Below are 25671 nucleotides of genomic sequence, written 5' to 3'. Positions count from 1 at the left end.
TCTGGAAGGCCGCAGAGAATTCCAGGGTGATATCCGCTTTTGGTGAGAAAGAAGCCGAAAGTCAGGATTGAGTGGTTGATCTCCGTTTGGCGCGATCAGTTTCTCTGAAATTAACGTGCGTCCGGCCATTCCGGTGGCATGCGTCTCGTGAATCCGGGAATGCGCCCCGCGGACACGGGTGCCGTGGTCCGCTGTCTCAGCACCGGAGGTTCCGTTATTTCTGCGCAACCTGTACAGAAATTTGGCGACAATCCAGTTGATGTCAGGGACACTGATCACTACACAGAGGAGTACGTACCCAGCTTCGTCGAAAAGTGGGACTCGCTGATCGACTGGGATCGGAGGGCGGAGAGCGAGGGCACGTTCTTCATCGACCTGCTGCGCGAGCGCGGCGTCAAGAAGGTCCTGGACGTGGCCACCGGGACCGGCTTCCATTCGGTCCGGCTGCTCGAGGCCGGGTTCGAGGCCGTGAGCGCCGACGGCAGCGCCGAGATGCTCGCCCAGGCATTCTCCAACGGGCTCAAGCACGGTGACCACATCCTCCGCGTCGTCCAGGCCGACTGGCGCTGGCTCAACCGCGACGCCCACGGCGAGTACGACGCCATCGTCTGCCTCGGGAACTCCTTCACGCATCTGTTCTCCGAGCGTGACCGGCGCAAGGCGCTGGCGGAGTTCTACGCCATGCTCACGCACGACGGAATCCTGATCCTGGATCACCGCAACTACGACGCGATCCTCGATCGCGGCTACAGCAGCAAGCATGTGTACTACTACTGCGGAGAAGACGTCGCCGTCGAACCGGAGTACGTGGACGAGGGGCTGGTGCGCATGCGCTACAGCTTCCCCGACGAATCCGTCTACCACCTCAACATGTTTCCGCTGCGCAAGGACTACACGCGCAGGCTGATGGAGGAGGTCGGCTTCCAGCGGATCGAGACCTACGGCGACTTCCAGCACACCTACCGGGACGAGCGGCCCGACTTCTTCATTCACGTCGCGGAGAAGGAATACCGCACGACGGAGGCGCCGGTCGGACCGATCGGTTCGGTCACGGCGAACGGGGAGTATTCGGGAGCCGTGGGCACCGCCCGCGACTACTACAACTCCGCGGACGCCGACGCCTTCTACTGGAGTGTCTGGGGCGGCGAGGACATCCACATCGGCATCTACGACCGGCCCGACGAGCCGATCGCCGAGGCCAGCAGGCGCACCGTGGCCCGTATGGCCGGGCAGCTGGACCTCACCGAGTCCTCCGTCGTCCTCGACCTCGGAGCGGGCTTCGGCGGCTCGGCGCGCTATCTGGCCGAGACGTACGGCTGCCGCGTCATGGCGCTCAACCTCAGCGAGGTGGAGAACGAGCGGCATCGCGCACTGAACGCCGAGCGCGGGCTGACCGAGGCCATCGAGGTGATGGACGGCTCCTTCGAGTCCATCCCGCTGCCGGACGACAGCGTCGACGTCGTCTGGTCCCAGGACGCGTTCCTGCACAGCGGCAACCGCGCCCGCCCCCTGGAGGAGGCCGCCCGCGTGCTGCGCCCCGGCGGTCACCTCATCTTCACCGACCCCATGGCGGCCGACGGCTGCGCCGCCGAAACCCTCCGCCCCATCCTGGATCGCATCCATCTGGAGACCATGGGGTCGCCCGAGTTCTACCGCCATGAACTGGCGCGGCTCGGCTTCATCGAGGTCGGCGGCGGCTTCCAGGAGCACCGCGAGCAGCTGATCACCCACTACGCCCGGGTCCTGGAGGAAACCCGGCGCCAGGAGGCGAACGGTCTGACGGAGCAGGTCAGCGCCGACTACCTCACCCATATGAAGAAGGGGCTGAGCAACTGGGTCGAGGGCGGCAGGAACCGCCATGTGACCTGGGGCATCTTCCACTTCACCCGCTGACGCGGGGCCGCCTGGCCCCTGGCCCCTGACCTCTGACCCGGTCGGGTGGCCGGTGGTGGGTTCCGGACCCGCTGCCGGCCACCCGGGGCGCTCACCGGGCGTTCGCGGTCAGGGGGAGGCCCGCGACCTGATGGTGCAGGGCGGCGAGCGGCGCCGCGAGGTGTCCCTGGCCGGAGGTCGCGGACGGCGGCGGGGTCTCGCCGGTGATGACGAGGGCCTGTCGCCAGTAGCGCAGCGAGAACGAATCCGCGCGCGTCCCGCGGCGGAACAGCGCGCGCAGCTGCGCGCGGAACGCCGGTGTGTCGTCGTGGCCGTCGACGCGGGCGTAGGTGCGCACGAAGTGGCCGAGCGCTTCGGTGAGCCGGTCCGGGCAGCCGGCTGCCAGGGCCTCACCGGCCAGCGCGCAGGCGTCCAGGAGACCGGCGTAGAACGACGCCACGTCGCCCACCTGGTGGGGCTGCGGCTGGCGGCGCCGGTCGTCCGCGGTGGCCAGGGCATGCAGCTCGGCGTAGGCGAGGACGGTCGCGGTGGTCGGGGCGGCCGGTGGCGTGGGCACCGCGCCGTCGATGACGGCCTGGGCGAGGCGGCGCGGCAGTCCGGCCGGGAGCGCCCAGTGCCAGTACCGCACCAGCCGGTCGTGGGCGTCGTCCGGCTTGCCCACCCCGGCGAGGAGGTCGAGGCGGCGCGGCCGTTCCGGCGCGGGGCAGCCGTCCAGCGCGCGGAGCACCTCCCGGCGCCAGGTCGCCACGCGCAACTGCTCCTCGACCGCGTCCAGTTCGCGGGTGACGAGTTCGCCCAGCGAGCGTTTCCCCGTCATGACCGCCTTGATCGCGGCGACCGGGGTGCCGAGCGCGCGGAGGCGCTGGATCAGCCGGAGCCGGGGCAGCGCGTCCGCGGCGTATCTGCGGTGGCCGCCCGGGCTGCGTCCGCTCTCGGGCAGCAGCCCGGCGTCCGAGTAGTAGCGGACGGTCTTCACCGGCAGTCCGGTGCGCGCGGCCAGTTCGCCGATGCCCATCGTGTCGCCGCCCTGGGTGCCGCCCGTCACCGTTACTTGAACCTCCACCGCGCAGGAGCCCTTAGCGTCCGTGGCGAACGCCGTCGTCCGAGTGCGCGCCGGGCGGCGCTCGCCGAGGAGGATCATCACATGCGGATTCTGATCGTGACTGCCGGTTCGCGCGGGGACGTCGCTCCGTACACGGGTCTGGGGCGTCGTCTGGTGGAGGCCGGTCATGCGGTGGCCGTGGCCGCACACCCGCCCTTCGCCGGGCTCATCGACGGATGCGGCCTGGACCACCGGCCGCTGCCGGGCGATCCGCGGGAGTTGATCCGCGCCAGGGCGCGGGCGGCCTCGTGGGAGGAGGCGCGGGCGGCGATGGGGGCGTTCCTGGACCGGCTCGCCGACGGAGTGGCGGCGGCGGTGGCGGACGGGGCCGACCTGGTGCTCACCGCCTTCGGCCCGGCGGCGCTCAGCCGGGTGGCCGGTGAGGCGTCCGGCACCCCCGTCATCGGCACCTTTCTCGCCCCGGCCTGTGCCACGCGGGAGTTCCCGCTGGCCGGTGCGACGGACGCCGAGGACCTCGGGCCGGACGGCAATGTCGCGGCGGGGCAGCGGCTGCTGGCGGATGCCGGAGCGCTCCAGGCGGGCGCCGTGGCGGGGCTGCGCACCCGGCTCGGCCTGCCGCCCGCCACTTCGCGGGCGGCCACCTCACACACGACGGGAGCGGACCTCCGGCCGGTCTTCCACGGCTTCAGCCCCCTGGTCGTACCGCGTCCGGCGGACTGGCCGTCCGGGGTCGAGGTCGCGGGCTACTGGTGGCCCGCCCGGCCCCGGGACTGGCGGCCCCCGGCCGAGCTGGTCGACTTCCTCCAGGCCGGTACGCCACCGGTGTTCATCGGCTTCGGCAGCATGGCGCCGGGCGAGGGGGAGCGGCTGGGCGAGCTGGTGACGGCGGCGGTGGCCCGGGCGGGGGTGCGCGCGGTGGTGCAGGCAGGGTGGGCCGGGCTGACCGCGGCCGGGGACGACGTCCTGGCGGTCGGCGACCTCCCGCACGACTGGCTGTTCCCTCGTACGGCCGCCGTCGTCCACCACGCCGGAGCGGGCACCACCGCGGCCGGACTGCGCGCCGGGGTCCCCGCGGTGCCGGTGCCCGCCATGGCCGACCAGCCCTTTTGGTCCGCGCGACTGCACCGGCTCGGAGTCGCCCCCCGGCCGCTGCCGCTCCACGAGCTCACCGCCGAATCCCTCGGCGCGGCGATCATCACCTGCCTGACCGAGCCCGCCCTCCGCCGCCGGGCGGCGGAGCTCGCGTACGCCCTCGCGGAGGAGGACGGCACCGCGGCGGTGCTGACCCACATCGGGGCGGTGGGCGGGGGGTAGGGCCGGGGCGCGGAGGGCATCTCTCCTCGGCGGCCCCGGCTCCTCCTGGCCCAGCACGCACGATGTCGGGGCCGGGCGCGCTGTCGCCCCCACCAGGGGTGTCCGACGGACCTTGCCGCCTGCGGCGGGCTGTTGTTCCCCTCCCCGCCCCTTCCCGAAACTGGTGCTCCGCCCCAGACCCCGGACCCGGGGCTCCGCTCCAGGTTCCGGACTCCGGGCCCCAGCCCTGGGCCGGGGCTCTGCCAGGGTCCCGGATCGGGGGGGGCTGCCCGAGATCCCGGATCGGGGGTCTGCCAGAGATCCCGGTCTCGGGCTCCGCTCCGGGCTCCGGTCTCGGGCTCCGCTTTGGGCTCCGGTCTCGGGCTCCGCTCCGGGCTCCGGTCTCGGGCTCCGCTTTGGGCTCCGGTCTCGGGCTCCGCTTTGGGCTCCGGACTCGGGGCTCTGCCCCAAGCCCCGGATTCCGGGCCCCAGTCCTGGGCCGGGGCTCTGCCCCCCCAGAACCCAGGTGCCCCTGGCCCTGGCCCCTGGCCCCTGGCCCTGGTCCTGGGCTCTGGGCCCTGGCTCTGGGCTCTGGGCCCTCGGCTCCGGGCCCTGGCCCTGGCTCCGGGCTCCGGGCCCTGGCTCCGGGCTCCGGGCCCTGGCCCCGGCCCGGGCCCCGGCCCCTGGCCCTGGCTCCGGGCCCCTGGCCCTGGCTCCGGGCCCCTGGCCCTGGCACCGGGCCCTCGCCCTCGGGGTCCAGGGGCGGAGCCCCTGGTTACGGGAAGGGGCGGGGAGGGGAAAGATCCGCCGCACGGCGCGACCCGTAGCGCGAGGCGGCGGGGGTGTCCGACCCGGCTCGTAGAGTGACGCGCATGAATATCTGCGTCTTCTGCTCCGCCGCCGACCTCGACGACCGATACACCGCCCCCGCCCGCGAGTTCGCCGAGCTGATCGGCAAGGGCGGGCACACCCTGGTCTGGGGCGGATCCGACATCGGGCTGATGAAGGTCATGGCGGACGGGGTGCAGGAGCACGGCGGGCGGCTGGTCGGGATCTCGGTGGAGTTCCTCGCCGCCAAGGCCCGGGAGAACGCCGACGAGATGGTGATCGCCAAGGACCTCGCCGAGCGCAAGGCACAGCTGCTCGCCCGCGCCGACGCCGTCGTGATCATGGTCGGCGGCACCGGGACGCTGGACGAGGCCACCGAGATCCTGGAGCTCAAGAAGCACGGGCTGCACATCAAGCCGGTGGTGCTGCTCAACGCGGCGGGGTTCTACGACGGCCTGAAGCAGCAGTTCCAGCGGATGGAGGAGGAGGGGTTCCTGCCCCGGCCGCTGAGCGAGCTGGTCTTCTTCGCGGAGAACGGGGCGGAGGCCATGACGTATCTGGAGTCCGTCTGACGCGGGTGCCGCTGGAGACACGCCCTCTACCGAAGCGCGAGAGCAAGGCGACACACTGTGCGCCGGAGATCAGCGGTGTCCGGAGGTGGAAGTGAGCATGGCAGCGGTGCCGTGGGGCCTGACGCGTATGAGGTCCTACCCCGAAGCAGTGGTCCTTCCCGCTGCGGAGGTCGTCCTCGACCCGGAGACGCAGACCGGTCGATGGGTCGGCTCGGACGGTCTGGGCGTGCCCCTTGCGGGCAAGCACAAGAGGTCCGAGACGAGCAAGGAAACCCAGACCAAGACAAGTCTGGACGGCAACCCGGATCAAGGCGGTGACCAGGAAGGCGACACGGATTGACCCCGGCCTTCCCCATCCTCGTTGTCTCGCAGGTGGATGATGCAACCGCCGATTCCGTCATCGAGGAACTGAACCGGCGCCATGTCCCGGTCGTACGCCTGGACCCGGGCGACTTCCCCATGGACCTCTGCGTCGCGGCCCGTCTGGACAACGACGGGTTGCGGGGGAACGCACGGACGCGAACCCGGGTCACCGACCTTGGCCGGGTCCGATCCGTGTACTGGCGCCGACCGCGCCCCTACGCAGGTCCGCCCGGGCTGGTAGACCAGGACGCCCGCTGGTGCCGGGAAGAGGCTCGCTACGGCCTCGGGGGCATCCTCGCTTCCCTCCCTGGCGCGTACTACGTGAACCACCCATGGCGGAACCGGGACGCCGAGCACAAGCCCGCCCAGCTCGCCACCGCGGCGCGTTGCGGTTTCGATATCCCGCCGACTCTCCTCACGAACGACGAGACCGCCGCCAGGGAGTTCGCCCGCGAGCACGGCTCAGTCATCTACAAGCCACTGCGCAGCACGGACTACCAGGATGCCGACGGCCGGGCACTGACGGTATGGGTTGAGGAAGTCGATCCCGCCTCCCTGAACGCCGGCGTCGGCCAGACCATGCACCTGTTCCAAAAACGTGTGCAATCCATCGCTGATCTACGGGTGACCGCCGTGGGTGAAAAGGTCTTCACGGTCCGGATCGAGGGTTCGCCCGGCCTGGACTGGCGACGCTACTACGACGCTTTGTCGTATTCGCTCGTCGATACGCCGCCGGAAGTGGCCAAGAGCGTGCGCCAGTATCTGGACGCTTTCGGGCTCGTCTTCGGGGCTTTCGATTTCGGCGTGGACCGGGATGACCGAATCTGGCTGTACGAGTGCAACCCAAATGGTCAATATGCATGGTTCCCTGAACCGATCAGCAGCAAAATCATCACTGCCGTCGCCGACCAGCTCCAGTACGCAGGAGAACACCGTGCCCGCTGACCCTGCCGCGCTCCGCTTTGCACTTGCCGAGAAGATCAGCGCCGCCAATCTGACCCTTGACCCCGGATGGCGCGACGCCGTCGCGGCTGTCCCTCGCGAGCTGTTCCTCGGCACCGCGGCCTTCCGCCCCACCGGCACCGGATGGGAACCCGTACACCGGGCCGAGACCGGGGCGGACGAGTGGTTGCGGATGATCTACTCCGACCAGACGTGGGTCACCCAGGTCCAGGAGAAGGACGCCGCCGACGCCACGGGTCCCGTCTCCGGCAGTCCCACGTCCTCGGCAACGCTCCCTTCTCTGGTGGTACGCACTGCCCAGGTGGCAGAACTCCGCCCCGGTCAGAAGGTTCTCGAGGTAGGCACCGGCACCGGCTACTCCACCGCAGTCCTGTGCCACCGGCTCGGGGCCGGGAATGTCGTCAGCATCGAGTGCGACTCCGGCCTGGCCGCAAGGGCCGCCGCGCACCTGGGCGAGGCCGGATATACGCCGACGCTCGCGGTCGGAGACGGCCTCAAAGGGTGCAAGCGGCACGCTGACTATGACGCAATCGTCGCCACCTGCTCCGTCCGGTCCATCCCGCACTCATGGTTCTGGCAACTCAATGACGGCGGATCAATCACCACCACCATCTGCGGCTGGATGCCCGCCGCCGGAATGATTCGTCTCGTCCTCGACGACGAGGGAACCGCCCATGGTCGGTTCACCGGCGACACTGTCACCTATATGCTCGCCCGCCCCCACGAACGGCCGCCGTCCCCGTCCTTCTTCCGGCTGGACGGCGACACCCGTCGTACACGTCTGGACCCCGGGCTCCTGGAGGAGTGGGCGGGACGGTTCGTCGGCCAGCTCGCGGCACCCTCAGCCGAACTGATGACTACCGGCTCAGGTGTCATCCTCCGTGATGTAGCTACCGGTTCACAGGCGTGGACGGAACCGGAAGGTGAGGGGTGGACCGTGCACCAGCACGGGCCACTCCACCTCTGGGACCAAGTGGAACAGGCTCTTCTGCTCTGGCGGGACGCGGGAGCGCCGGATATGACGCAGTTCGGGATGACCGCCACCCCCTTTGAACAGACCGTATGGATCGGCTCACCGGAGGGCCCGAAGTGGCAGCTCCCCGTCTGACCGTCGCACACTCCGACAAAAGCGTGTCAGTTCGGCAACCGGTCAAAGTGCCCGCGCTTAACACCGAAGATGAACGTGCGGAGCGCGATCCTGTCGGTATGGAGAACGGCGCTGGGTTCCGAACTCTCCCGGATGGCTATGTCACTGTCGTCGGCGGCGACCTCTATGCAGTTGTTGCCGCCGCCGCTGCAGAACGACGACCGCTGCCAGGTGCGCTCGTGCACGAATGGCTCCTCTCACATCTCACGGACGATGGACCGGATGAGCTTCTGCGACTCGTCGGGCGGGAGCGCGGAGTCTTCCATCAGGTCCAGAAGCGAACGATAGTTGACCAGCGGTGTAGGGGAGTCGGCGAAGTGCGCTCCGTACGCCGTATCCAACTGCACGGTGTCGAGCTGGGGCACCGGTCCCTCGGCGTAGAGGACCGACTGCCCGGCACCATAGAAGCTTCCCGCGCTAAACGGGATGACCAGTAGCGTGACGTTCTCGCGGTCGGCAGCATCGGCCAGGAACTCAAGCTGCGGTCGGGCCACAGCAGGTCCACCGAACTGCATCCGCAGCGCCGCCTCATGAATGATGCCGACGTAAGGGGTGGGGCTTTCTCGATCGAAGATGCTCTGACGGCCCATTCGGTGGGCGACGCGCAGCTCTACGTCCAGGCGTCGCAGCGCTGGGACGGAAAGATCGAAGATCGCGCGGGCATGCTCCTCGGTTTGCAGTAGCCCCGGGAGGTGCACCGTCTGAGCGGTACGGATCCGCGTGGCGTGGTGCTCGATTTCGGAGATGTCGAGAAAGCCATCCGGTAGCTTGCCTCGGTACTCCTCCCACCAGGGCTGGTCTCCGCGCGTACCGGCCATGGCTGCGAGGGCTTCGATGAGAGCTTCATCGGGGCATGCGTAGTTGCACGCGAGCTGGCGAACACGTTCCTCGCTCACCCCGGTCCGGGCGGCCTCGATGTGAGCGACCATCGTTCGGTCCGCTCCGAGCATGGCCGCAGCCTGCTGGACCGAAATGTCAGCCTGTTCGCGCATGCGACGAAGTTCCGTGGCCAAACGACGCTGGCGGGCCGTAGGGGCAGGTCTTGATGCCATTGGTCCTCTCTCTGCGCTGAAAGCTGAGTTTGACAGCGGGGCTCGCAGCCGTCGAGTGAGGCGCCAATTATTCACTCGATAGTGGAGATGGCATCACGTGTGAAGGATTGTGCTCTAGCTTGTGATGCGAACCACTCGCCCGCGCCGCCGCCACGCAACGGAAGCACACCGTTCGCCCCTGCCCGGGAGGGCGAACGGCACTGACATTGTTGCGCCACTCGACCCAACGAGCGTCGGCGCCCGCGAACACACCCACGTACCGCGAACGAAACCCGCACTGGAGGTGCCGCGTGACTCCGTTTCCGCCGCCGCTGCTGTTCACCGAGCCCTGGGAGTACGAGCTCCGCTTCCCTCGCGATCCGCGCGGCCCGGGGATCGTCCGGGCCACCCTGCGCGCCGTGCTGACGGCGCACGGATTGCGCGAACTCGTCGAGCGGGCCGCGCTGCTGACGTCCGAGCTGACCACCAACTCCGTCCGCTACTCCGGCAACCACGCCTCCGTGCGTCTGCTCTGGCTGCATCCCGTCCTCCGGATCAGCGTCACGGACACCAACCCCGAACTGCCCGAGCCACTGAAGCCGTCCGCAGAGTCGGTGTCGACCGAGTTGGAGAAGGGGCGCGGCCTGTTCATCCTTGACGTCCTCGCCGACCGCTGGGGCGGCTGCGCCATCGGAGAAGAGCCGTTCGGGCTCGGCGGAAAGACGCTGTGGTTCGAGCTGTCCTGGGGTGGGCCGCCGCCGGCACCGGTTCCGGCCCTCGCCGCCTGATCTTCCGCGGGCAACGTTACGGCGAGCGCCGCGCCCGTTACAGGATGGGAGCGCTCGGCGGGAAGCCCGCGCGGGTTTCGGGCATGGGATCGCGCCAAGCCGGGACCGTCGTCGATCGGGACCGTCGCCGGTCGGGACCGTCGTCGATCGGGACCGTCGCCGGTCGGGACCGTCGCCGGTCGGGACCGTCGTCGGTCGGGACCGGCGACGGGGCGCGTCCGGCGGTGAGGCAAGCTGGGGAGCATGGGAACGCATCTGATCACTGGGGCAGGCTCGGGCATCGGCGCGGCGGTCACCGAGCGGCTGGCCGAGCGCGGCGACGAGCTGTGGCTGCTCGCGCGGGACGCCGGGCGGGCGAAGGAGCTGGCGGAGCGGTTCCCGGGGGTGCGGACGGTCGTCGGCGACCTGGCCGACCCGGACCGGCTGTCCTGGGCGCTGGGCCATCAGACGCTGCCCGACCGGCTGGACTCGCTGCTGCACATCGCCGGAGTGGTCGACCTGGGCGAGGTCGGGGAGCTGACCCCGAAGGCGTGGAACCGCCAGCTCGCCGCCAACCTCGTGGCGCCCGCCGAGCTGACCCGCCTGCTGCTGCCGCAGCTGCGGCTGGCCCAGGGGCATGTCGTCTTCGTCAACTCCGGCGCCGGGCTGCGCGCCAACGCCCAGTGGGCCGCGTACGCCGCCAGCAAGCACGGGCTCAAGGCGCTGGCCGACGCGCTGCGCTGGGAGGAGAGCGGCAACGGCGTCCGGGTGACCACGGTCTACCCGGGGCGCACGGCCACCCCGATGCAGGTGAAGGTGCACCAGCAGGAGGGCAAGGAGTACGACGCGGAGCGCTGGATCGCGCCCGAGACCGTGGCGACGACCATCCTGACCGCCCTCGACCTGCCGCCCGACGCCGAGATCACCGACCTCCAGGTCCGCCCCCGCGGCTGAGCCATCTCGACAGCGGCGGTCGGCTGCGGTTCGGGTGCGCCCGCAGGGGCGCGGGACTGTGTCGATGTGCGGCTCCGCCGCGTGGGCGCGATCAGCCACAATGTTGCCGCAGACGACCGACGGCATATCAACGCTTTCAGCGGAGCGCTTACGTGAGCGACAAGACCACCACCCACCACCCATGGCCCCCCGGGGCCGCCAGCGGCGTCGGGTCGATGCCGGGCGGCGACGCGCGGGAGGCCGCGAAGACCGTCACCGGCTCGCTGGAGGCCCTGCCGTACCTTCCGGAGCTGCCCGCGCGCGGGCCCGGCGCGGACATGATCGGACGCACCGCCGGGATGCTGGCCGAGCTGTACGCGCATGTCGAGCCCAGCGGCTGGCGGATCAGCGACCGGCCGGGCCGGGACACCCGCCGGGCCCGCTCCTGGCTGGGCGAGGACCTGGACGCGCTGGAGGAGTTCACCCAGGGGCACCAGGGCGCGCTCAAGGTGTCGGCCGTGGGGCCCTGGACCCTGGCCGCCGCCCTCGAACTGCGCGGTGGCGAGGCCGCGCTGAGCGATCCGGGCGCCTGCCGGGACCTCACGGCCTCGCTCGCCGAGGGCGTGCGCGCCCATCTGGCGGAGGTGCGCCGCCGGGTGCCGGGCGCCGAGGTGGTGCTCCAGCTCGACGAGCCGTCGCTGACGTCGGTGCTGCGCGGGAGCGTCCGTACGGCCAGCGGCTACCGCACCCACGCCGCCGTGGACCGGGGCGTGGTCGAGGGCGCGCTGCGGACCCTGGTGGAGGCGGCCGAGGGGCCGGTGGTGGTGCACTCGTGCGCGCCGGCCGTGCCGTTCGGGCTGCTGCGGCGCGCGGGCGTCGCGGGGATCTCCTTCGACCTGTCGCTGCTCACGGAGGGTGAGGAGGAGGCGATCGGGGAAGCCGTGGAAGGCGGTACGGCACTCCTCATCGGCGCGGTACCCGGCACGGACACCCCATTGTCGGACCCTGCCGGTAGCGTCGGGGGTGTCAGGACGCTGTGGCGCAGGCTGGGGCTGGCACCGGCGACTCTCGCGGAGTCGGTGGTGATCACCCCGTCGTGCGGGCTCGCGGGCGCATCGCCCGGGTACGCCCGCGCCGCGCTGGCCCACTGCGTCCGGGCGGCGAGATCGCTCGCGGACAACCCTGAGTAACGGGAGGACCATACGGTGGCCGGCGAACAGCAGTCGACAGTGCCCGCCGAGGTGCGGGAGAGGCACGCCAGGCTCGCTGAGCAGATCGAGGAGCACCGCTTCCGGTACTACGTGAAGGACGCGCCGGTCGTCAGTGACGCCGAGTTCGACAAGCTCATGCGCGAGCTGGAGGCGCTGGAGGAGGAGCATCCCACGCTCCGTACGCCCGACTCGCCGACCCAGAAGGTCGCGGGGGCGTACGAGACGGAGTTCACCGAGGTCGCGCACCGGGAGCGGATGCTCAGCCTGGACAACGCCTTCGACGACGAGGAGCTCGCCGGCTGGGCGGACCGCATCGCCAAGGAGCTGGGCAGCGGTTCGTACCACTTCCTGTGCGAGCTGAAGGTGGACGGCCTCGCGGTCAACCTCACCTATGAGCAGGGGCGGCTGACCCGCGCCGCGACCCGTGGCGACGGCCGCACCGGCGAGGACATCACGCCCAATGTGCGGACGATCGCCAAGATCCCCAACCGGCTGACGGGCGACCGCGTCCCGGCGCTGGTGGAGGTGCGCGGCGAGGTCTTCCTGCCCCGCGAGCGGTTCGAGGAGCTGAACGCCGGGCTGGTGGAGGCGGGCAAGCCGCCCTTCGCCAACCCCCGGAACGCGGCGGCGGGTTCGCTGCGCCAGAAGGACCCGAAGATCACCGCGTCCCGGCCGCTGGACATGGTGGTGCACGGCATCGGGGCGCGCGAGGGCTTCGACATCGACCGGCTGTCGCAGGCGTATGAGCTGCTGCACGAGTGGGGGCTGCCCACCGCCGCCCACTTCAAGGTGGTGGACTCGATCGAGGGCGTGCGCGAGTACATCGCGTACTACGGCCAGAGCGAGCACCGGCACTCGGTGGAGCACGAGATCGACGGCGCGGTCGTCAAGCTGGACGAGATCCCGCTCCAGGGGCGGCTGGGCTCCACCTCGCGGGCGCCGCGCTGGGCGATCGCCTGGAAGTTCCCGCCCGAGGAGGTCAACACCAAGCTGGTGGACATCCGGGTGGGCGTGGGGCGCACGGGGCGGGTGACGCCTTATGCGGTGGTCGAGCCGATCACGGTCGCGGGTTCGGAGGTCGAATTCGCGACGCTGCACAACCAGGATGTGGTCAAGGCCAAAGGCGTGCTGATCGGTGACACCGTGGTGCTCCGCAAAGCGGGCGATGTCATTCCGGAAATCCTGGGCCCGGTCGTCGATCTGCGGGACGGCAGTGAACGGGAATTCGTGATGCCGGCCGCCTGCCCCGAGTGCGATACGCCGCTCCAGCCCGCCAAGGAGGGCGATGTCGATCTGCGGTGTCCCAACGGCCGGTCCTGCCCGGCGCAGCTGCGCGAGCGGATTTTCTATCTCGCCGGGCGGAAATCCCTGGACATCGAGAACCTCGGCTATGTCGCCGCGGCCGCCCTCACCCAGCCGCTGGAACCCGCCGAACCGCCGCTGAAGGACGAGGGCGATCTGTTCGACTTGAAGATCGAACAACTGCTGCCCATTCGGTCGTATGTACTGGACCCGGACAGCGGACTGCCCAAGCGTGATCCGGAGACCGGTGAGGAGAAGGTCGTCACCTTCTTCGCCACCCAGAAGGGCGAGGCGAAGAAGAACGCCCTGGCGATGCTGGCCAATATCGAGGCGGCCAAGGAGCGTCCGCTGGCCCGGATCATCACCGGACTTTCGATCCGTCATGTCGGCCCCGTGGCCGCCACCGCGCTGGCCCGGGAATTCCGCTCGCTGGACCGGATCGCCGAGGCGGACGAGGAGGAGCTGGCGGCCGTGGAGGGGGTCGGGCCGACCATCGCCGCCTCGCTCAAGGAGTGGTTCGCGGTCGACTGGCACCGCGAGATCATCGAGAAATGGCGGCGGGCCGGGGTCCGGCTGGAGGAGGAGGGCGGCGAGGACGAAGGCCCCCGTCCGCTGGCGGGCCTCACCGTCGTCGTCACCGGAACGCTTCAGTCGTACACCCGGGATGGGGCCAAGGAGGCACTACAGAGCCGTGGTGCCAAAGTCACCGGATCGGTTTCGAAAAAGACTGATTTCGTAGTAGTCGGCGACAATCCGGGCTCGAAGTATGACAAGGCCATGCAGGTGAAGGTTCCCGTGCTCGATGAGGACGGATTTGGCGTCCTGCTCGAACAGGGTCCCGACGCGGCGAGAGAGGTCGCGTTGACGCCCCCGGAAGAGTCCGGGGAAGAGTCCGCGGAAGAGTCCGCCGAGTAGCACGGACGGCCGGTGGAGCGGCGGTTGGAGTAGCCGCTGGAGTAGCCGCTCCACCCATCCGGCGCAGTGCTCCGGCCATCTTGTCCGCTCAATGGGTCCAAACCTGGCCGGATTACGACTGGGAGCACTTCCCGGGTACAGCCGGCGGGCATCACCCTTACAGCGCATAGCAGAAGGTCATGGATCGTCGGGCGGCATTCGGGGAACCGTCGCCGATCGCCGCCCGTCTTCCCCTTCTGCCGCCTACTGTTGAGGTGTGCGCCCGCCGTGGCGCTGGCACCGCCGGCTGTGAGAGGGACGGGTATGAAACCGACCGAAAGCGCCGCCCCGGCGTCGCGGCTGCGCCGGGCCGTGCTGCCCGCGCTGCCGGCCGCTGCGGTCGCCATGGCGGCTTTCGCACTCGGTATCGGAGTGTTCCGAGTGCTCGACGCGGGCAATGCGCTCTTTCCCGATGGGACCGTGGGCTGGTCGCTCGCCGTGCTCACCGGAATCATCGTCGGCCATCTGGTCGCCCTCGGCCGTGACCGCTGGTGGGGCGGCACCGGTTCCGGGGCCGCGTTAACCCTGGCGGCGCTGCTGCTCTACGGCTGGATTCCGGCCGTGCTGGTCAGCCTCGCCGTGGTCGTCCTGGTCGGTGCCGCCCGGCGGCACCGATGGCGGCAGGCCGCCCTGCACGGCGCGGTCGACATCCTGGGGGTCGGTGCGGCCGCCCTCACCCTCGCCGCCTTCGGCACCACCCCCTCCGTCGAACACCCCTGGCGCACCGACACCTGGCATGTGTCCGCCATTCCCCAGACGGCCCTGGCCGCCTTCGTCTATCTCGCGGTGACCCGCGCCCTGCTGTGGTGCTCCCTCGCCCCGCCCGGCGCCGGACTGCCCACCGTCGCCCGCACCGCCCTCTTCCGGCAGGTCCTCGTCGGCATCGCGCTCCTCGGCATCGCCCCCCTCATCGTGGTCGTCGCCGGGGACACCCCGCTGCTGCTCCCGCTGTTCGCGGTGCCGCTGGTCGCCCTGGACTCCACGCTGTGGATCGCCCGGGTCCGCGCCGAGGAGCAGCTGCGCGACCCGCTCACCGGGCTGCCCAACCGCCAGTGGCTGCTGGAGCGCACCTGGACCGCGCTGGACGAGGCCGAGCGGGCCGGTACCCGCACCGCGCTGGTGCTGCTGGACCTCGACCGCTTCCGTTCGGTCAACGACACCCTGGGCCATCTGGCCGGGGACCGGCTGCTGCTCCAGATCGCCGAGCGGCTGCGGCTCGCCCTGCCGCGCGGGGCGGAGGTGGCCCGGCTCGGCGGCGACGAGTTCGCGGTGCTGCTGCCCACCACCGACTCGCTCACCAGCGCCCAGCGCAGCGCCCGCGTCCTCGTCGGCGACCTCGGCTCCCCGCTCGACCTGGACGGGCTGACCCTGGTGCTCGAGGCCAGCGCGGGCGTCGCCGTCTACCCCGACCACGCCCTGGACGCCGAGGGGCTGCTGCGCCGCGCCGACGTCGCGATGTACCAGGCCAAGCGGGACCGCAGCGGAGTCGAGCTGTACGAGGCGCGGCGGGACGGCAACACCCCCGACCGGCTCGGTCTGCTCGGCGATCTGCGGCGCGCCCTGGACGCGGGCGACGTCGAGCTGCACTACCAGCCCAAGGTCGGCTTCGACGGCCATGTGGCGGGCCTGGAGGCCCTGGTGCGCTGGGTGCACCCGGACCGGGGCAAGGTGCCGCCGGACGAGTTCATCTCCATGGCCGAGAGCTCCGGGCTGATGCCCCGGCTGACCGAGTATGTCCTGGAGACGGCCCTGGGCCAGGTCGCGCGATGGCGCGCCGACGGCCTCGAGGTGCCCGTCGCCGTCAACGTCTCGCCGCGCGATGTCCACACCCCCGGCTTCGCGGGCGCGGTCGCCGGGCGGCTGGCCCGGCACGGGGTCCCGGCGGGCGCCCTTCAGCTGGAGATAACCGAGCACGTCCTGCTGGAGGACCCGCAGCGGGCCGCCGACACGCTGGCCGGGCTCACCGGGCACGGGGTGAAGATGTCGCTCGACGACTTCGGGACGGGGTATTCGTCCCTGGTCCATCTGCGGCGGCTGCCGGTGAGCGAGCTCAAGATCGACCGTTCCTTCGTGGCCCGGCTGGCCGTGGACAACGAGGACGCGGAGATCGTCCGCTGTACGGTCGACCTCGCCCACTCGCTGGGCCTGCTCGTGGTCGCGGAGGGCGTCGAGGACGACGAGACCTGGGAGCGGCTGCGGGATCTGGGCTGCGACGCGGTCCAGGGCTGGCTGGTGGCCGCGGCGATGCCGCCGGAGGAGATGACGGCGTGGCTGCGGGCGCGGGGTGAGGGCGGCTGGCACCGCGAGACGGCGGAGCCGTCGAACGAAGACGCTTCCGCGGACGAGGACGCGGATCAGCCGGTGACGTGAGGGCGCTGCCCCTTGGCGTTTCGTTGCCGGGTGCGGGCCGGTGGGTGGCGTTGTGCCCACCCGTTCCGCCAGGGGGCACCTCCCAGCGTTAGCTGAGGGAGCAACGATTGCCCACAACGATGGTGCGCCAAAGCCTTTCGCGCTGTGCGTGCGGGGAGCCATAGGATTGGGGCCGAAACACTCCACACACACCCTGAGGATCGCTGCATGCCTGGCATCACGCGCGAGGAGGTCGCCCACCTCGCCCGGCTGGCGCGTCTGGAGCTGAAGGCCGAAGAGCTAGACCACTTCGCCGGACAGCTCGACGACATCATCGGCGCGGTCGCCCGCGTCTCCGAGGTCGCCGACCAAGACGTTCCGCCGACCTCCCACCCGCTGCCGCTGACCAACGTCATGCGCCCGGACGAGGTCCGTCCGTCCCTGACCCCGCAGCAGGCCCTGGCCTGCGCCCCGGCCCAGGAGCAGCAGCGTTTCAAGGTGCCGCAGATCCTGGGGGAGGAGTGACCACCGTGACCGACCTGACCAGGCTCACCGCGGCCGAGATCGCCGCCAGGATCGCCTCCGGCGAGGTCACCGCCGTCGAGGTGACCGAGGCGCACCTGGCCCGTATCGAGGCCGTCGACGAGAAGGTGCACGCCTTCCTGCACGTGGACCGCGAGGGGGCGCTCGCCCAGGCGCGCGCCGTCGACGCGAAGCGGGAGCGCGGCGAGGAGCTGGGCCCGCTGGCCGGTGTCCCGCTCGCGCTCAAGGACATCTTCACCACCAAGGGGATCCCGACCACGGTCGGTTCCAAGATCCTCGACGGCTGGATCCCGCCGTACGACGCGACCGTCACCCAGCGGCTGCGGGACGCGGACGTGATCGTCCTCGGCAAGACCAACATGGACGAGTTCGCCATGGGGTCCTCGACCGAGAACAGCGCCTTCGGCCCCACCGGCAACCCCTGGGACCTCACCCGGGTCCCCGGCGGCTCCGGCGGCGGCTCGTCCGCCTCGCTGGCCTCGTTCCAGGCCCCGCTCGCCATCGGCACCGACACCGGCGGCTCGATCCGCCAGCCCGCCGCCGTCACCGGCACGGTCGGGGTCAAGCCGACGTACGGCGGGGTATCCCGCTACGGCATGGTGGCGTTCTCGTCCTCGCTCGACCAGGGCGGCCCCTGCGCCCGCACCGTGCTGGACGCGGCGCTGCTGCACGAGGTCATCGCCGGGCACGACCCGATGGACTCGACCTCCATCGACGAGCCGGTCCCGGCCGTCGTCGAGGCCGCCCGCAACGGAAGCGTGCGGGGCATGCGCATCGGCGTCGTCAAGGAGTTCGCGGGCGAGGGCTACCAGGCCGGCGTCATGCAGCGCTTCCACGAGTCGGTGGAGCTGCTGCGGGAGCTGGGCGCCGAGATCGAGGAGATCTCCTGCCCGTCCTTCGACAAGGCGCTGGCCGCGTACTACCTGATCGCGCCGTCCGAGTGCTCGTCCAACCTGGCCCGCTTCGACGCCATGCGCTACGGCCTGCGGGTGGGCGACGACGGCACCAAGTCCGCCGAGGACGTCACCGCGCTCACCCGCGCGGAGGGCTTCGGCGCCGAGGTCAAGCGCCGGATCATGCTCGGCACCTACGCGCTCAGCTCCGGCTACTACGACGCGTACTACGGCTCCGCGCAGAAGGTCCGCACGCTGATCAAGCGTGACTTCGAGAAGGCGTTCGAGCGGGTCGACGTGCTGATCTCGCCGACCACCCCGACCACCGCCTTCCCGATCGGCGAGCGCGCCGACGACCCGATGGCGATGTATCTGGCCGACCTCTGCACGATTCCCACCAACCTCGCGGGGAACGCGGCCATGTCACTGCCCTGCGGTCTGGCGCCGGAGGACGGTCTGCCGGTCGGACTGCAGATCATCGCCCCCGCCATGGCCGACGACCGGCTCTACAAGGTCGGTGCCGCGGTCGAGGCCGCGCTCATCGACAAGTGGGGCCACCCGCTGATCGAGGAGGCACCGTCACTATGAGTGCGATCAAGAAGGCGAAGGGCTTCAAGAAGTCCAGGCCCGGCACCTACCTGTCCATCGCGACCTCGCTGTTCGGCGCGGTCAGTGTGGCGAAGCAGGCCAAGAAGGCCCGATTCGAGAACGACAAGCTGCAGCTGGCCGACGCGGTGGTCTCGGCCGCCGCCATCGTCACCGGCGTCGCCCTGCTCATCCGCGAGCTCAAGCGCATGGGCGACGACGACGTCCTCGCGGACTGAGAGGTTAGTTTTCCGTGACCGTCACTGAACTGGTGTCGTACGAGGACGCCCTCGCCACCTACGACCCCGTGATGGGGCTCGAGGTGCATGTCGAGCTCGGCACCAAGACCAAGATGTTCTGCGGGTGCTCCACGGCGCTGGGCGCCGAGCCCAACACGCAGACCTGCCCCACCTGCCTCGGCCTGCCCGGCTCGCTCCCGGTGGTCAACGCGACCGGCGTCGAGTCGGCCATCAAGATCGGACTCGCGCTCAACTGCGAGATCGCCGAATGGTGCCGTTTCGCCCGGAAGAACTACTTCTATCCGGACATGCCGAAGAACTTCCAGACGTCGCAGTACGACGAGCCGATCGCCTTCAACGGCTATCTGGACGTCGACGTCGACGGTGAGGTCTTCCGCGTCGAGATCGAGCGCGCCCATATGGAGGAGGACACCGGCAAGTCCACCCATGTGGGTGGCGCGACCGGCCGTATCCACGGCGCCCAGCACTCCCTCCTGGACTACAACCGGGCCGGGATCCCGCTGATCGAGATCGTCACCAAGCCGATCGTCGGCGCCGGGGAGAGGGCCCCGGAGGTCGCCAAGGCGTATGTGACCGAGCTGCGCGAGCTCATCAAGTCGCTCGGGGTCTCCGAGGCGCGCATGGAGATGGGCCAGATGCGCTGCGATGTGAACCTGTCGCTGCGCCCGCAGGGCGCCGACAAGTTCGGCACCCGCTCCGAGACCAAGAACGTCAACTCGCTGCGGTCGGTCGAGCGCGCGGTCCGCTTCGAGATCCAGCGCCATGCCGCGGTGCTGAACGACGGCGGCACGATCATCCAGGAGACCCGCCACTTCCACGAGGAGGACGGCTCCACGACCTCCGGCCGGGTCAAGGAGGAGGCGGAGGACTACCGCTACTTCCCCGAGCCCGACCTGGTGCCGGTCGCCCCCGCCCGGACATGGGTGGAGGAGCTGCGCGGCGGGCTTCCGGAGCTGCCGCGGGTGCGCCGCAACCGGCTGCGCGAGGAGTGGGGCCTGTCCCGGCACGAGATGCAGTCGGTGCTCAACGCGGGCGCGATCGACCTGATCACGGCCACGATGGACGAGGGTGCCCCGGCCGACCAGGCCCGTAAGTGGTGGATGGGCGAGCTGGCCCGCCGTGCCAACGAGGACGGGGTGGAGCTCGCGGAGCTGCCGATCACCCCGGCGCAGGTGGCCCGGGTGTGCGCGCTGGTCAAGGAGGGTTCGCTCAACGACAAGCTGGCCCGCCAGACCATCGAGGGCGTCCTCGCGGGCGAGGGCGGTCCGGACGAGGTCGTCACCAAGCGCGGGCTGAAGGTCGTCTCGGACGAGGGTGCGCTGGGCACCGCCGTGGACGAGGCGATCGCGGCCAACGCGGCCATCGCCGACAAGATCCGCGGCGGCAAGGTCGCGGCGGCGGGTGCGCTGGTCGGCGCGGTCATGAAGGCCACGCGCGGCCAGGCGGACGCGGCGCGGGTGCGCGAGCTGATCCTGGAGAAGCTGGGCGTCGAGGGCTGATCCGCTCGGCGTTCGCCTCTGTGTGACGGCGGCGGGGCGCGCGAAAGCGCACCCCGCCGCCGTCGTATGCGCCCGCATCGATATGCGGCTCCGCCGCGTGTCAGGGGCTCCGCCCCTGGACCCCGGGGTGCGAGGAGCGGACTGTCGCCGCGGCCAACTCACCGGCCCAGCGCCGCCTGCGCCGACCGCGCCGCCTGTGACGCGGTGGGCGAGTGGCTGGCCGGTGGGCAGGGGGCCACGGCGTCCGCAGGGCGGGGCTGGCCGCGGCGGGGGCGTGGGGGCCCGCATTGGTGGGTGGACCGGCGGGTGCCCGTGCGTATCCGGGGTGTTTGGTTGGGGCGCTGATCGTGCCGTCTGTGAGGTGGTGGGCGGGGGCGTGGGGGCCCGCATTGGTGGGTTGATCGTGGTTGGCGTGCCGGTGCGGTGGGTGGATCGGTGGGTGCCCGTGCGTATCCGGGGTGTTTGGTTGGGGCGCTGATCGTGCCGTCTGTGAGGTGGGGGCGTGTCGCCTGCACGGGCGATCGCATCGGCACGTCGGTGCGGCGGGTGACGGGCGGACGCCCGCGCGCATCCGGGGCGTCCGGCCGGGGTCCGGGGCGGAGCCCCGGTTGCGGGAAGGGGCGGGGAGGGGAGCAGCCCGCCGCAGGCGCCAAGACCCGCCGGACACCCCCAGCGCAGCCTGGAACCCCAGAGCAGCCTGGAACCCCGGAGCAGGCTGGACCCCCAGAGCGCCCCGACACCCCTAGAGCAGCATCGGCTCCAGACGCGGCACCTCGAACCCCTCGTCGTCGAAGGGATACAGCGGCCGCACGAGGCGCCGATGGCCCAGGCGCGCCAGATCCTGGTCCACCCCACCGGGGGTGAGCGCGAGCCGCCAGTCCGCCGCCAGGGCATACAGCTCCGGCTCCAGATAGCCGATCTTGACGACGACGAGGTCATAGCCGCGCGGATCCAGCTCACCGAAGTCGGCCAGGGTGTGGAACGGCTTGCGGCGGCTGACCAGGATCGCCGTGACGCCCCCGCGCCGCACCGCCGCGAGATCCCCGCCGACCGGGTCGCCCCGGCGCAGGGCGACCACCTCGCCGGTCAGCTCGCAGGGCGCGGCGTGGTCCGCCGTCCCCCGGCTGATCCCGCCACCGACGGACAGCCGGACCGTCGCGCCCGGCCCGGCGGCGAAGCACTCCGCCACCGCCGCCGGATCGGTGATCCCGGGGTGCAGGGCGGAGGCGCGGCCGGCGGCCAGCTCCTCGTTGGCCAGCAGCCGCCCGAGCATATAGGCGAGGTCCCCGGCGCCCCCGGCGGTGGGATTGTCGCCGGAGTCGCTGATCAGGAAGGGGCGGGCGGAGGAGGCGACGGCCTCGGCGATGCACTCGTCGGCGCCCCCGGTGGGGCCGACGAAGGCGAAGTCGCGGCGCATCTCCCAGTACTCGCGGGCTAGGGAGCGGGTCTGCTCGACCGCGAGCACGGGGTCGTCGCCGGTCACCACCACGGCCGCCCGGCAGCGCGGCTCGTCGGCCCAGGCGTAGCCCACCCAGATCGCCGCGTCCACGACGCCGTGCATCGCCTCCACGGCGGCCAGCCGTCCGTACAGCGACCTGGCGGGCTCCAGACGGGTGCTGGTGCGCTCACCGGGCAGCAGCACCGGGATCTGCACCCAGGCCAGATGCGGGCGGCCCCGGCCGGAGGCCAGGCGCTCCACCAGCTTGCGGGCGGCGCGCTCGCGGGTCTCCCAGGCGTCCTCGTGCGGGGCGAGCCGGTGGGCGGTGATCAGATCGAGCCGGCCCGCGAAGCGGCGGGAGACATTGCCGTGGAGGTCCATGGCAGCGGAGATCAGCGCGTCGGGCCCGATCGCCTCCCGTACGGCCTCGGTCAGGTCGCCCTCGGCGTCCTCCAGGCCCACGACGCTCATCGCGCCGTGGATGTCGTACACCAGCCCGTCGAGCGGACCGGCCCGCCGCAGCCGTTCGATCAGCTCGCCCTTGATCCGGTCGTAGGTCCCGCGCTCGACCGGGCCGCCGGGGAGCGAGACCGCGTGGAGCAGGGGCACCCACTCGGCGCGCCCGGCCAGCTCGCCGTCCGGCCGGGTCCAGGCGTAGCGGTCCAGCAGCTCGGCGCCGCGGGTGACCCGGAAGTCGCCGTAGACCGCGCGGTGCGGGCTGAAGGTGCTGGACTCGATGTGCATTCCGCCGATGCCGATACGCGGGCGGCGGCCTCCGGACGCGGCAGGGTTCATGCTCTCCGACTTCCCCCTCCCCCATGTGGTGAAGCCCACAAAGGGGACAAAGGATCTTTTCCGCCTGGCAGAGTGCCAGGTCACAACCACATCACGCCGCCCCCCGGCGCACGACCCGGAAAGCAGCCATGGCCGCACTCGCCCGCTGGTGTCTCAGGCGCCGAGCCATCGTCGTCGTGCTGTGGCTTGCCGCCTTCGCCGGGGTCGCCGCGGCGGCGGCCGTGACGGGTTCGGCGTACTCCAACGACTACGACATCCCGGGCACCGACTCCTCCAAGGTCTCCGCCCTGATGGAGCGGCGGCTGCCGGACCGGGCGGGGGACAGCGACACCGTCGTCTGGCACACGGCGGACGGCGCGGGCACCGTACGCGCCCCGGGGGTCGAGCGGCGGATGACGGCGGCGCTGCGGCAGGTGGCGGACCTGCCCGGCGTCGCCTCCGTGACCGGCCCGTACGGTGCCGTCTCCGCGACCGGTCCGTACGGTGCCGTCTCCGCGACCGGTCCGTACGGTGCCGGTGACACCGGCCGGTTGGGCGAATCCGGCGGGCTCGGCGAAGCCGGTGACAACGGCCGGGTCAGCGCCGACGGGCACACCGCCTACGCCAGCATCGTCTTCCGTAAACCGGCCGCCGACCTGGGCGAGGCGGAGGTGCGCCGGGTGCTCGACACGGTCCGTACCGCCGCAGCCGGGGCCAAGGGCCTTCAGGTCGAGATGGGCGGCGCGGGCGCCGGGCTCACCGAGCGGACCGGGCCCGCCCATCTGAGCGAGGCCATCGGGGTCGGCGTGGCCGCCGTGGTGCTCTTCCTCGCCTTCGGCTCGCTCGCGGCGACGCTGCTGCCGATCGCCACCGCGCTCATCGGCGTCGGCACCGCGTACGCGGCCATCGGGCTGCTCGGCCACGCCATGACCATCGCCGACTTCGCGCCCATGCTCGGCATGCTGATCGGCCTCGGCGTGGGGATCGACTACGCGCTGTTCATCGTCACCCGGCACCGCAAGGGGCTGCGGCGGGGGCTGTCGGTGGAACAGGCCGCCCAGCGCGCGGTGGCCACCTCGGGGCGCGCGGTGGTCTTCGCGGGCGCGACCGTCTGTCTCGCGCTCCTCGGCATGCTCGTCCTGCGGCTGTCCTTCCTCAACGGGGTGGCGGTCGCGGCGGCGCTCACCGTCGCCCTTACGGTCGCCGCCTCGCTCACCCTGCTGCCCGCGCTGCTCGGCCTGATCGGCATGCGGGCCCTGAGCCGGAGGGAACGCGTACGGCTGGCCGAGCGGGGGTCGGAAGCCGCGGCGTCCCAGGGCCTGTGCGCGCGCTGGGCGCTTTACGTCGAGCGCCGCCCCAAACTGCTGGGGGCGGTCGCGGCCGCCCTCATCGCGGTGCTCGCGCTCCCCACCTTCTCGCTCCACCTGGGCACCTCGGATCAGGGCAACGGCTCCTCGGCCTCGACCACACGCCGGGCCTACGACCTGCTGGCCGAGGGGTTCGGACCAGGTTTCAACGGCCCGTTGACGCTAATAGGCAGCATGGACGGGGCCGACGACCGTATGGCCTTCACCCAACTGTCCGAGACCCTGCGCACCATCCACGGGGTGGCCTCGGTGAGCGCCGCGGACCTGGGCGGAGGCGGCGACACCGGCGTCATCACGGTCGTCCCCACGACGGCACCGCAGTCCCGGGACACCTCCGACCTCGTCGGACGGCTGCGCTCCGAGGTGCTGCCCCGGGCCGAGGAGGGCAGCTCGCTGCGGGTCTACGTGGGCGGGCTGACGGCGGGCTACGACGACTTCGCCGCGGTGATCGTGAGCAAACTGCCGCTGTTCGTGGGGGTGGTGGTGGCGCTGGGATGTGTGCTGTTGCTGCTCGCGTTCCGCAGCATCGGCATCCCGATCAAGGCGGCGGTCATGAATGTGGCCGCCGTCGCGTCGTCCTTCGGCGTGGTGGTCGCGATCTTCCAATGGGGCTGGGGGAGCGAACTGCTGGGGCTGGGCAGGGCGGGCCCGATCGAGCCCTTCCTGCCAGTGATCATGGTGTCGGTGCTCTTCGGGCTCTCCATGGACTACCAGGTCTTCCTGGTCAGCCGGATGTACGAGGAGTGGCGGCGCACCCGCGACAACCGCACCGCGGTCCGGGTGGGGCTCGCCGAGACCGGCCGGGTGATCAACTCCGCGGCCGTCATCATGATCGCGGTCTTCTCGGCCTTTGTGCTCAGCGGCGACCGGATCATCGCGATGTTCGGCATCGGGCTGGCGGCCGCGGTCGCCCTGGACGCCTTCGTCCTCCGTACGCTCCTGGTGCCCGCGCTGATGCATCTGCTCGGGGGCGCCAACTGGTGGCTGCCGGGCTGGCTGGAGAGGCTACTGCCGAGGATCAGCATCGAGTCGGAGGGCGAGGGCGCGGGCGACGCCGAGGTCGGGGCCGAGGGCGAGGGCGCGGCGTCCGGACCGGTGGCGGTGCCCGTGCCGCTGCCGGAGCAACCCTCGGAGGGTGCGGCGCGGGCCGGTACGGCACGTTCGCCGGTGCCCTGAGGACCCTCCTCGGGCTTCCTCAGCCGTGTCGGCGGGGCGCCTAAGGCCCTGGCCCGAGCGAAGATCGGGCGGCCTCCCGATGCGCCGGACCCTCCTGGGCGACGAGAGTGGACGCGTTCCACCAAACCACTCGTCACCAGGGAGAACGCCATGCTGCACCATGAGTTGCACCGGATCCGCGAGGCCGAACTGCGGCGGGAGGCCGCCGCCCACCGGCTGGTCCGGGAGGCGGCGGAGGGGGCCGACGGCCGCTCGGCCGGGCGGGGGAACGGAGGGCGGATGAGGGCGGTCCGGCGGTGGCGCGGCGACCGCTCACCAGGGTCGTACCGTACGGCGGCCTGACGGCGGCCGGGCCGTGCCGCTCGTCATGGGGGCCGGGGCGGGAGCCGGAGTGGTGGGCACCGGAGCGGTGGAATCCGGAGCGGTGGATTCCGGAGCGGTGGAATCCGGAGCGGTGGATTCCGGAG

At 71.3% G+C, this 25671-nt stretch carries 21 protein-coding genes; 17 read left to right on the top strand and 4 right to left on the bottom strand.

Going from position 1 to position 25671, the window contains the following annotated elements; genetic code table 11:
* Positions 1–159 precede the first annotated feature (159 nt).
* Positions 160–1893, top strand: coding sequence for a glycine/sarcosine N-methyltransferase (locus KHP12_RS18385; RefSeq protein WP_244203394.1), 1734 nt, complete (start codon positions 160–162; stop codon positions 1891–1893).
* 91 nt (positions 1894–1984) lie between these two features.
* Here KHP12_RS18385 and KHP12_RS18380 read toward each other — a convergent pair whose 3' ends face one another.
* Positions 1985–3034: a MerR family transcriptional regulator gene (locus tag KHP12_RS18380; protein ID WP_086885823.1), complete on the bottom strand. Its 1050-nt coding sequence runs from the start codon at positions 3032–3034 to the stop codon at positions 1985–1987.
* A gap of 3 nt (positions 3035–3037) precedes the next feature.
* Here KHP12_RS18380 and KHP12_RS18375 point away from each other — a divergent pair, with 3 nt between their 5' ends.
* The 5 genes from KHP12_RS18375 (at position 3038) to tgmC (ending at position 8083) form a co-directional block, all read left to right on the top strand.
* Positions 3038–4270, top strand: coding sequence for a glycosyltransferase (locus KHP12_RS18375; protein WP_211833178.1), 1233 nt, complete (start codon positions 3038–3040; stop codon positions 4268–4270).
* 851 nt (positions 4271–5121) lie between these two features.
* Entirely contained in the window at positions 5122–5649 is a 528-nt protein-coding gene (locus KHP12_RS18370; protein ID WP_086884219.1) for an LOG family protein, read from the top strand.
* Between the two features lie 97 nt (positions 5650–5746).
* A complete protein-coding gene (gene tgmA, locus KHP12_RS18365; protein ID WP_167442662.1) occupies positions 5747–5989 on the top strand; it encodes a putative ATP-grasp-modified RiPP in 243 nt (80 codons plus the stop codon).
* Entirely contained in the window at positions 5986–6957 is a 972-nt protein-coding gene (tgmB, locus tag KHP12_RS18360) for an ATP-grasp ribosomal peptide maturase (RefSeq protein WP_086884221.1), read from the top strand. Before tgmA ends, tgmB begins: the two co-directional genes overlap by 4 nt.
* Positions 6947–8083 carry an ATP-grasp peptide maturase system methyltransferase gene (tgmC, locus tag KHP12_RS18355; RefSeq protein WP_211833177.1) on the top strand — a complete coding sequence of 379 codons (1137 nt, stop codon included), beginning with the start codon at positions 6947–6949 and terminating at the stop codon, positions 8081–8083. Before tgmB ends, tgmC begins: the two co-directional genes overlap by 11 nt.
* A gap of 26 nt (positions 8084–8109) precedes the next feature.
* Here the strand turns inward: tgmC and KHP12_RS18350 are convergent, their stop codons facing one another.
* Complete coding sequence (locus tag KHP12_RS18350) at positions 8110–8307, bottom strand: DUF397 domain-containing protein (RefSeq protein ID WP_086884223.1); 198 nt, start codon at positions 8305–8307, stop codon at positions 8110–8112.
* 12 nt (positions 8308–8319) lie between these two features.
* Positions 8320–9174, bottom strand: coding sequence for a helix-turn-helix domain-containing protein (locus KHP12_RS18345; RefSeq protein ID WP_086884224.1), 855 nt, complete (start codon positions 9172–9174; stop codon positions 8320–8322).
* 290 nt (positions 9175–9464) lie between these two features.
* On the opposite strand from KHP12_RS18345, the gene KHP12_RS18340 reads away from it, so the two are divergent.
* The 9 genes from KHP12_RS18340 (at position 9465) to gatB (ending at position 20449) form a co-directional block, all read left to right on the top strand.
* Positions 9465–9941, top strand: a complete 477-nt coding sequence (locus KHP12_RS18340) for an ATP-binding protein (RefSeq protein ID WP_086884225.1) — start codon at positions 9465–9467, stop codon at positions 9939–9941.
* A gap of 243 nt (positions 9942–10184) precedes the next feature.
* On the top strand, positions 10185–10874 hold the full coding sequence (locus KHP12_RS18335; protein WP_086884226.1) for an SDR family oxidoreductase: 690 nt from the start codon (positions 10185–10187) through the stop codon (positions 10872–10874).
* A gap of 215 nt (positions 10875–11089) precedes the next feature.
* Positions 11090–12043, top strand: coding sequence for a methionine synthase (locus KHP12_RS18330; protein WP_086884230.1), 954 nt, complete (start codon positions 11090–11092; stop codon positions 12041–12043).
* Between the two features lie 15 nt (positions 12044–12058).
* Positions 12059–14281 carry an NAD-dependent DNA ligase LigA gene (gene ligA / locus KHP12_RS18325; RefSeq protein WP_211833176.1) on the top strand — a complete coding sequence of 741 codons (2223 nt, stop codon included), beginning with the start codon at positions 12059–12061 and terminating at the stop codon, positions 14279–14281.
* A gap of 303 nt (positions 14282–14584) precedes the next feature.
* A complete protein-coding gene (locus KHP12_RS18320) occupies positions 14585–16690 on the top strand; it encodes a putative bifunctional diguanylate cyclase/phosphodiesterase (RefSeq protein WP_086884228.1) in 2106 nt (701 codons plus the stop codon).
* Positions 16691–16897: 207 nt separating this feature from the next.
* Positions 16898–17194 carry an Asp-tRNA(Asn)/Glu-tRNA(Gln) amidotransferase subunit GatC gene (gatC, locus tag KHP12_RS18315; RefSeq protein WP_020868242.1) on the top strand — a complete coding sequence of 99 codons (297 nt, stop codon included), beginning with the start codon at positions 16898–16900 and terminating at the stop codon, positions 17192–17194.
* A 5-nt stretch (positions 17195–17199) separates the two neighbouring features.
* A complete protein-coding gene (gatA, locus tag KHP12_RS18310) occupies positions 17200–18693 on the top strand; it encodes an Asp-tRNA(Asn)/Glu-tRNA(Gln) amidotransferase subunit GatA (protein ID WP_086884231.1) in 1494 nt (497 codons plus the stop codon).
* Positions 18690–18929 carry a hypothetical protein gene (locus tag KHP12_RS18305; protein ID WP_020868240.1) on the top strand — a complete coding sequence of 80 codons (240 nt, stop codon included), beginning with the start codon at positions 18690–18692 and terminating at the stop codon, positions 18927–18929. The genes gatA and KHP12_RS18305 overlap by 4 nt, the downstream gene beginning before the upstream one ends.
* Before the next feature lie 14 nt (positions 18930–18943).
* A complete protein-coding gene (gene gatB / locus KHP12_RS18300) occupies positions 18944–20449 on the top strand; it encodes an Asp-tRNA(Asn)/Glu-tRNA(Gln) amidotransferase subunit GatB (protein ID WP_086884229.1) in 1506 nt (501 codons plus the stop codon).
* 742 nt (positions 20450–21191) lie between these two features.
* Here the strand turns inward: gatB and KHP12_RS18295 are convergent.
* Positions 21192–22682: a M81 family metallopeptidase gene (locus KHP12_RS18295; RefSeq protein WP_210609923.1), complete on the bottom strand. Its 1491-nt coding sequence runs from the start codon at positions 22680–22682 to the stop codon at positions 21192–21194.
* 128 nt (positions 22683–22810) lie between these two features.
* Here KHP12_RS18295 and KHP12_RS18290 point away from each other — a divergent pair, with 128 nt between their 5' ends.
* Together KHP12_RS18290 and KHP12_RS18285 are read left to right on the top strand one after the other, a co-directional pair.
* Complete coding sequence (locus KHP12_RS18290) at positions 22811–25204, top strand: MMPL family transporter (protein ID WP_211833175.1); 2394 nt, start codon at positions 22811–22813, stop codon at positions 25202–25204.
* Positions 25205–25354: 150 nt separating this feature from the next.
* Positions 25355–25546 (top strand): hypothetical protein, encoded by a 192-nt coding sequence (locus tag KHP12_RS18285; protein ID WP_210609927.1) that lies wholly within the window; start codon positions 25355–25357, stop codon positions 25544–25546.
* Positions 25547–25671: the final 125 nt, after the last annotated feature.

The sequence above is a fragment of the Streptomyces asiaticus genome (genome assembly GCF_018138715.1).
GTDB classification, from domain to species: domain Bacteria; phylum Actinomycetota; class Actinomycetes; order Streptomycetales; family Streptomycetaceae; genus Streptomyces; species Streptomyces asiaticus.
Note: the sequence above shows the minus strand (reverse complement) of the source record. Positions and strands in the feature narration are given on the sequence as shown.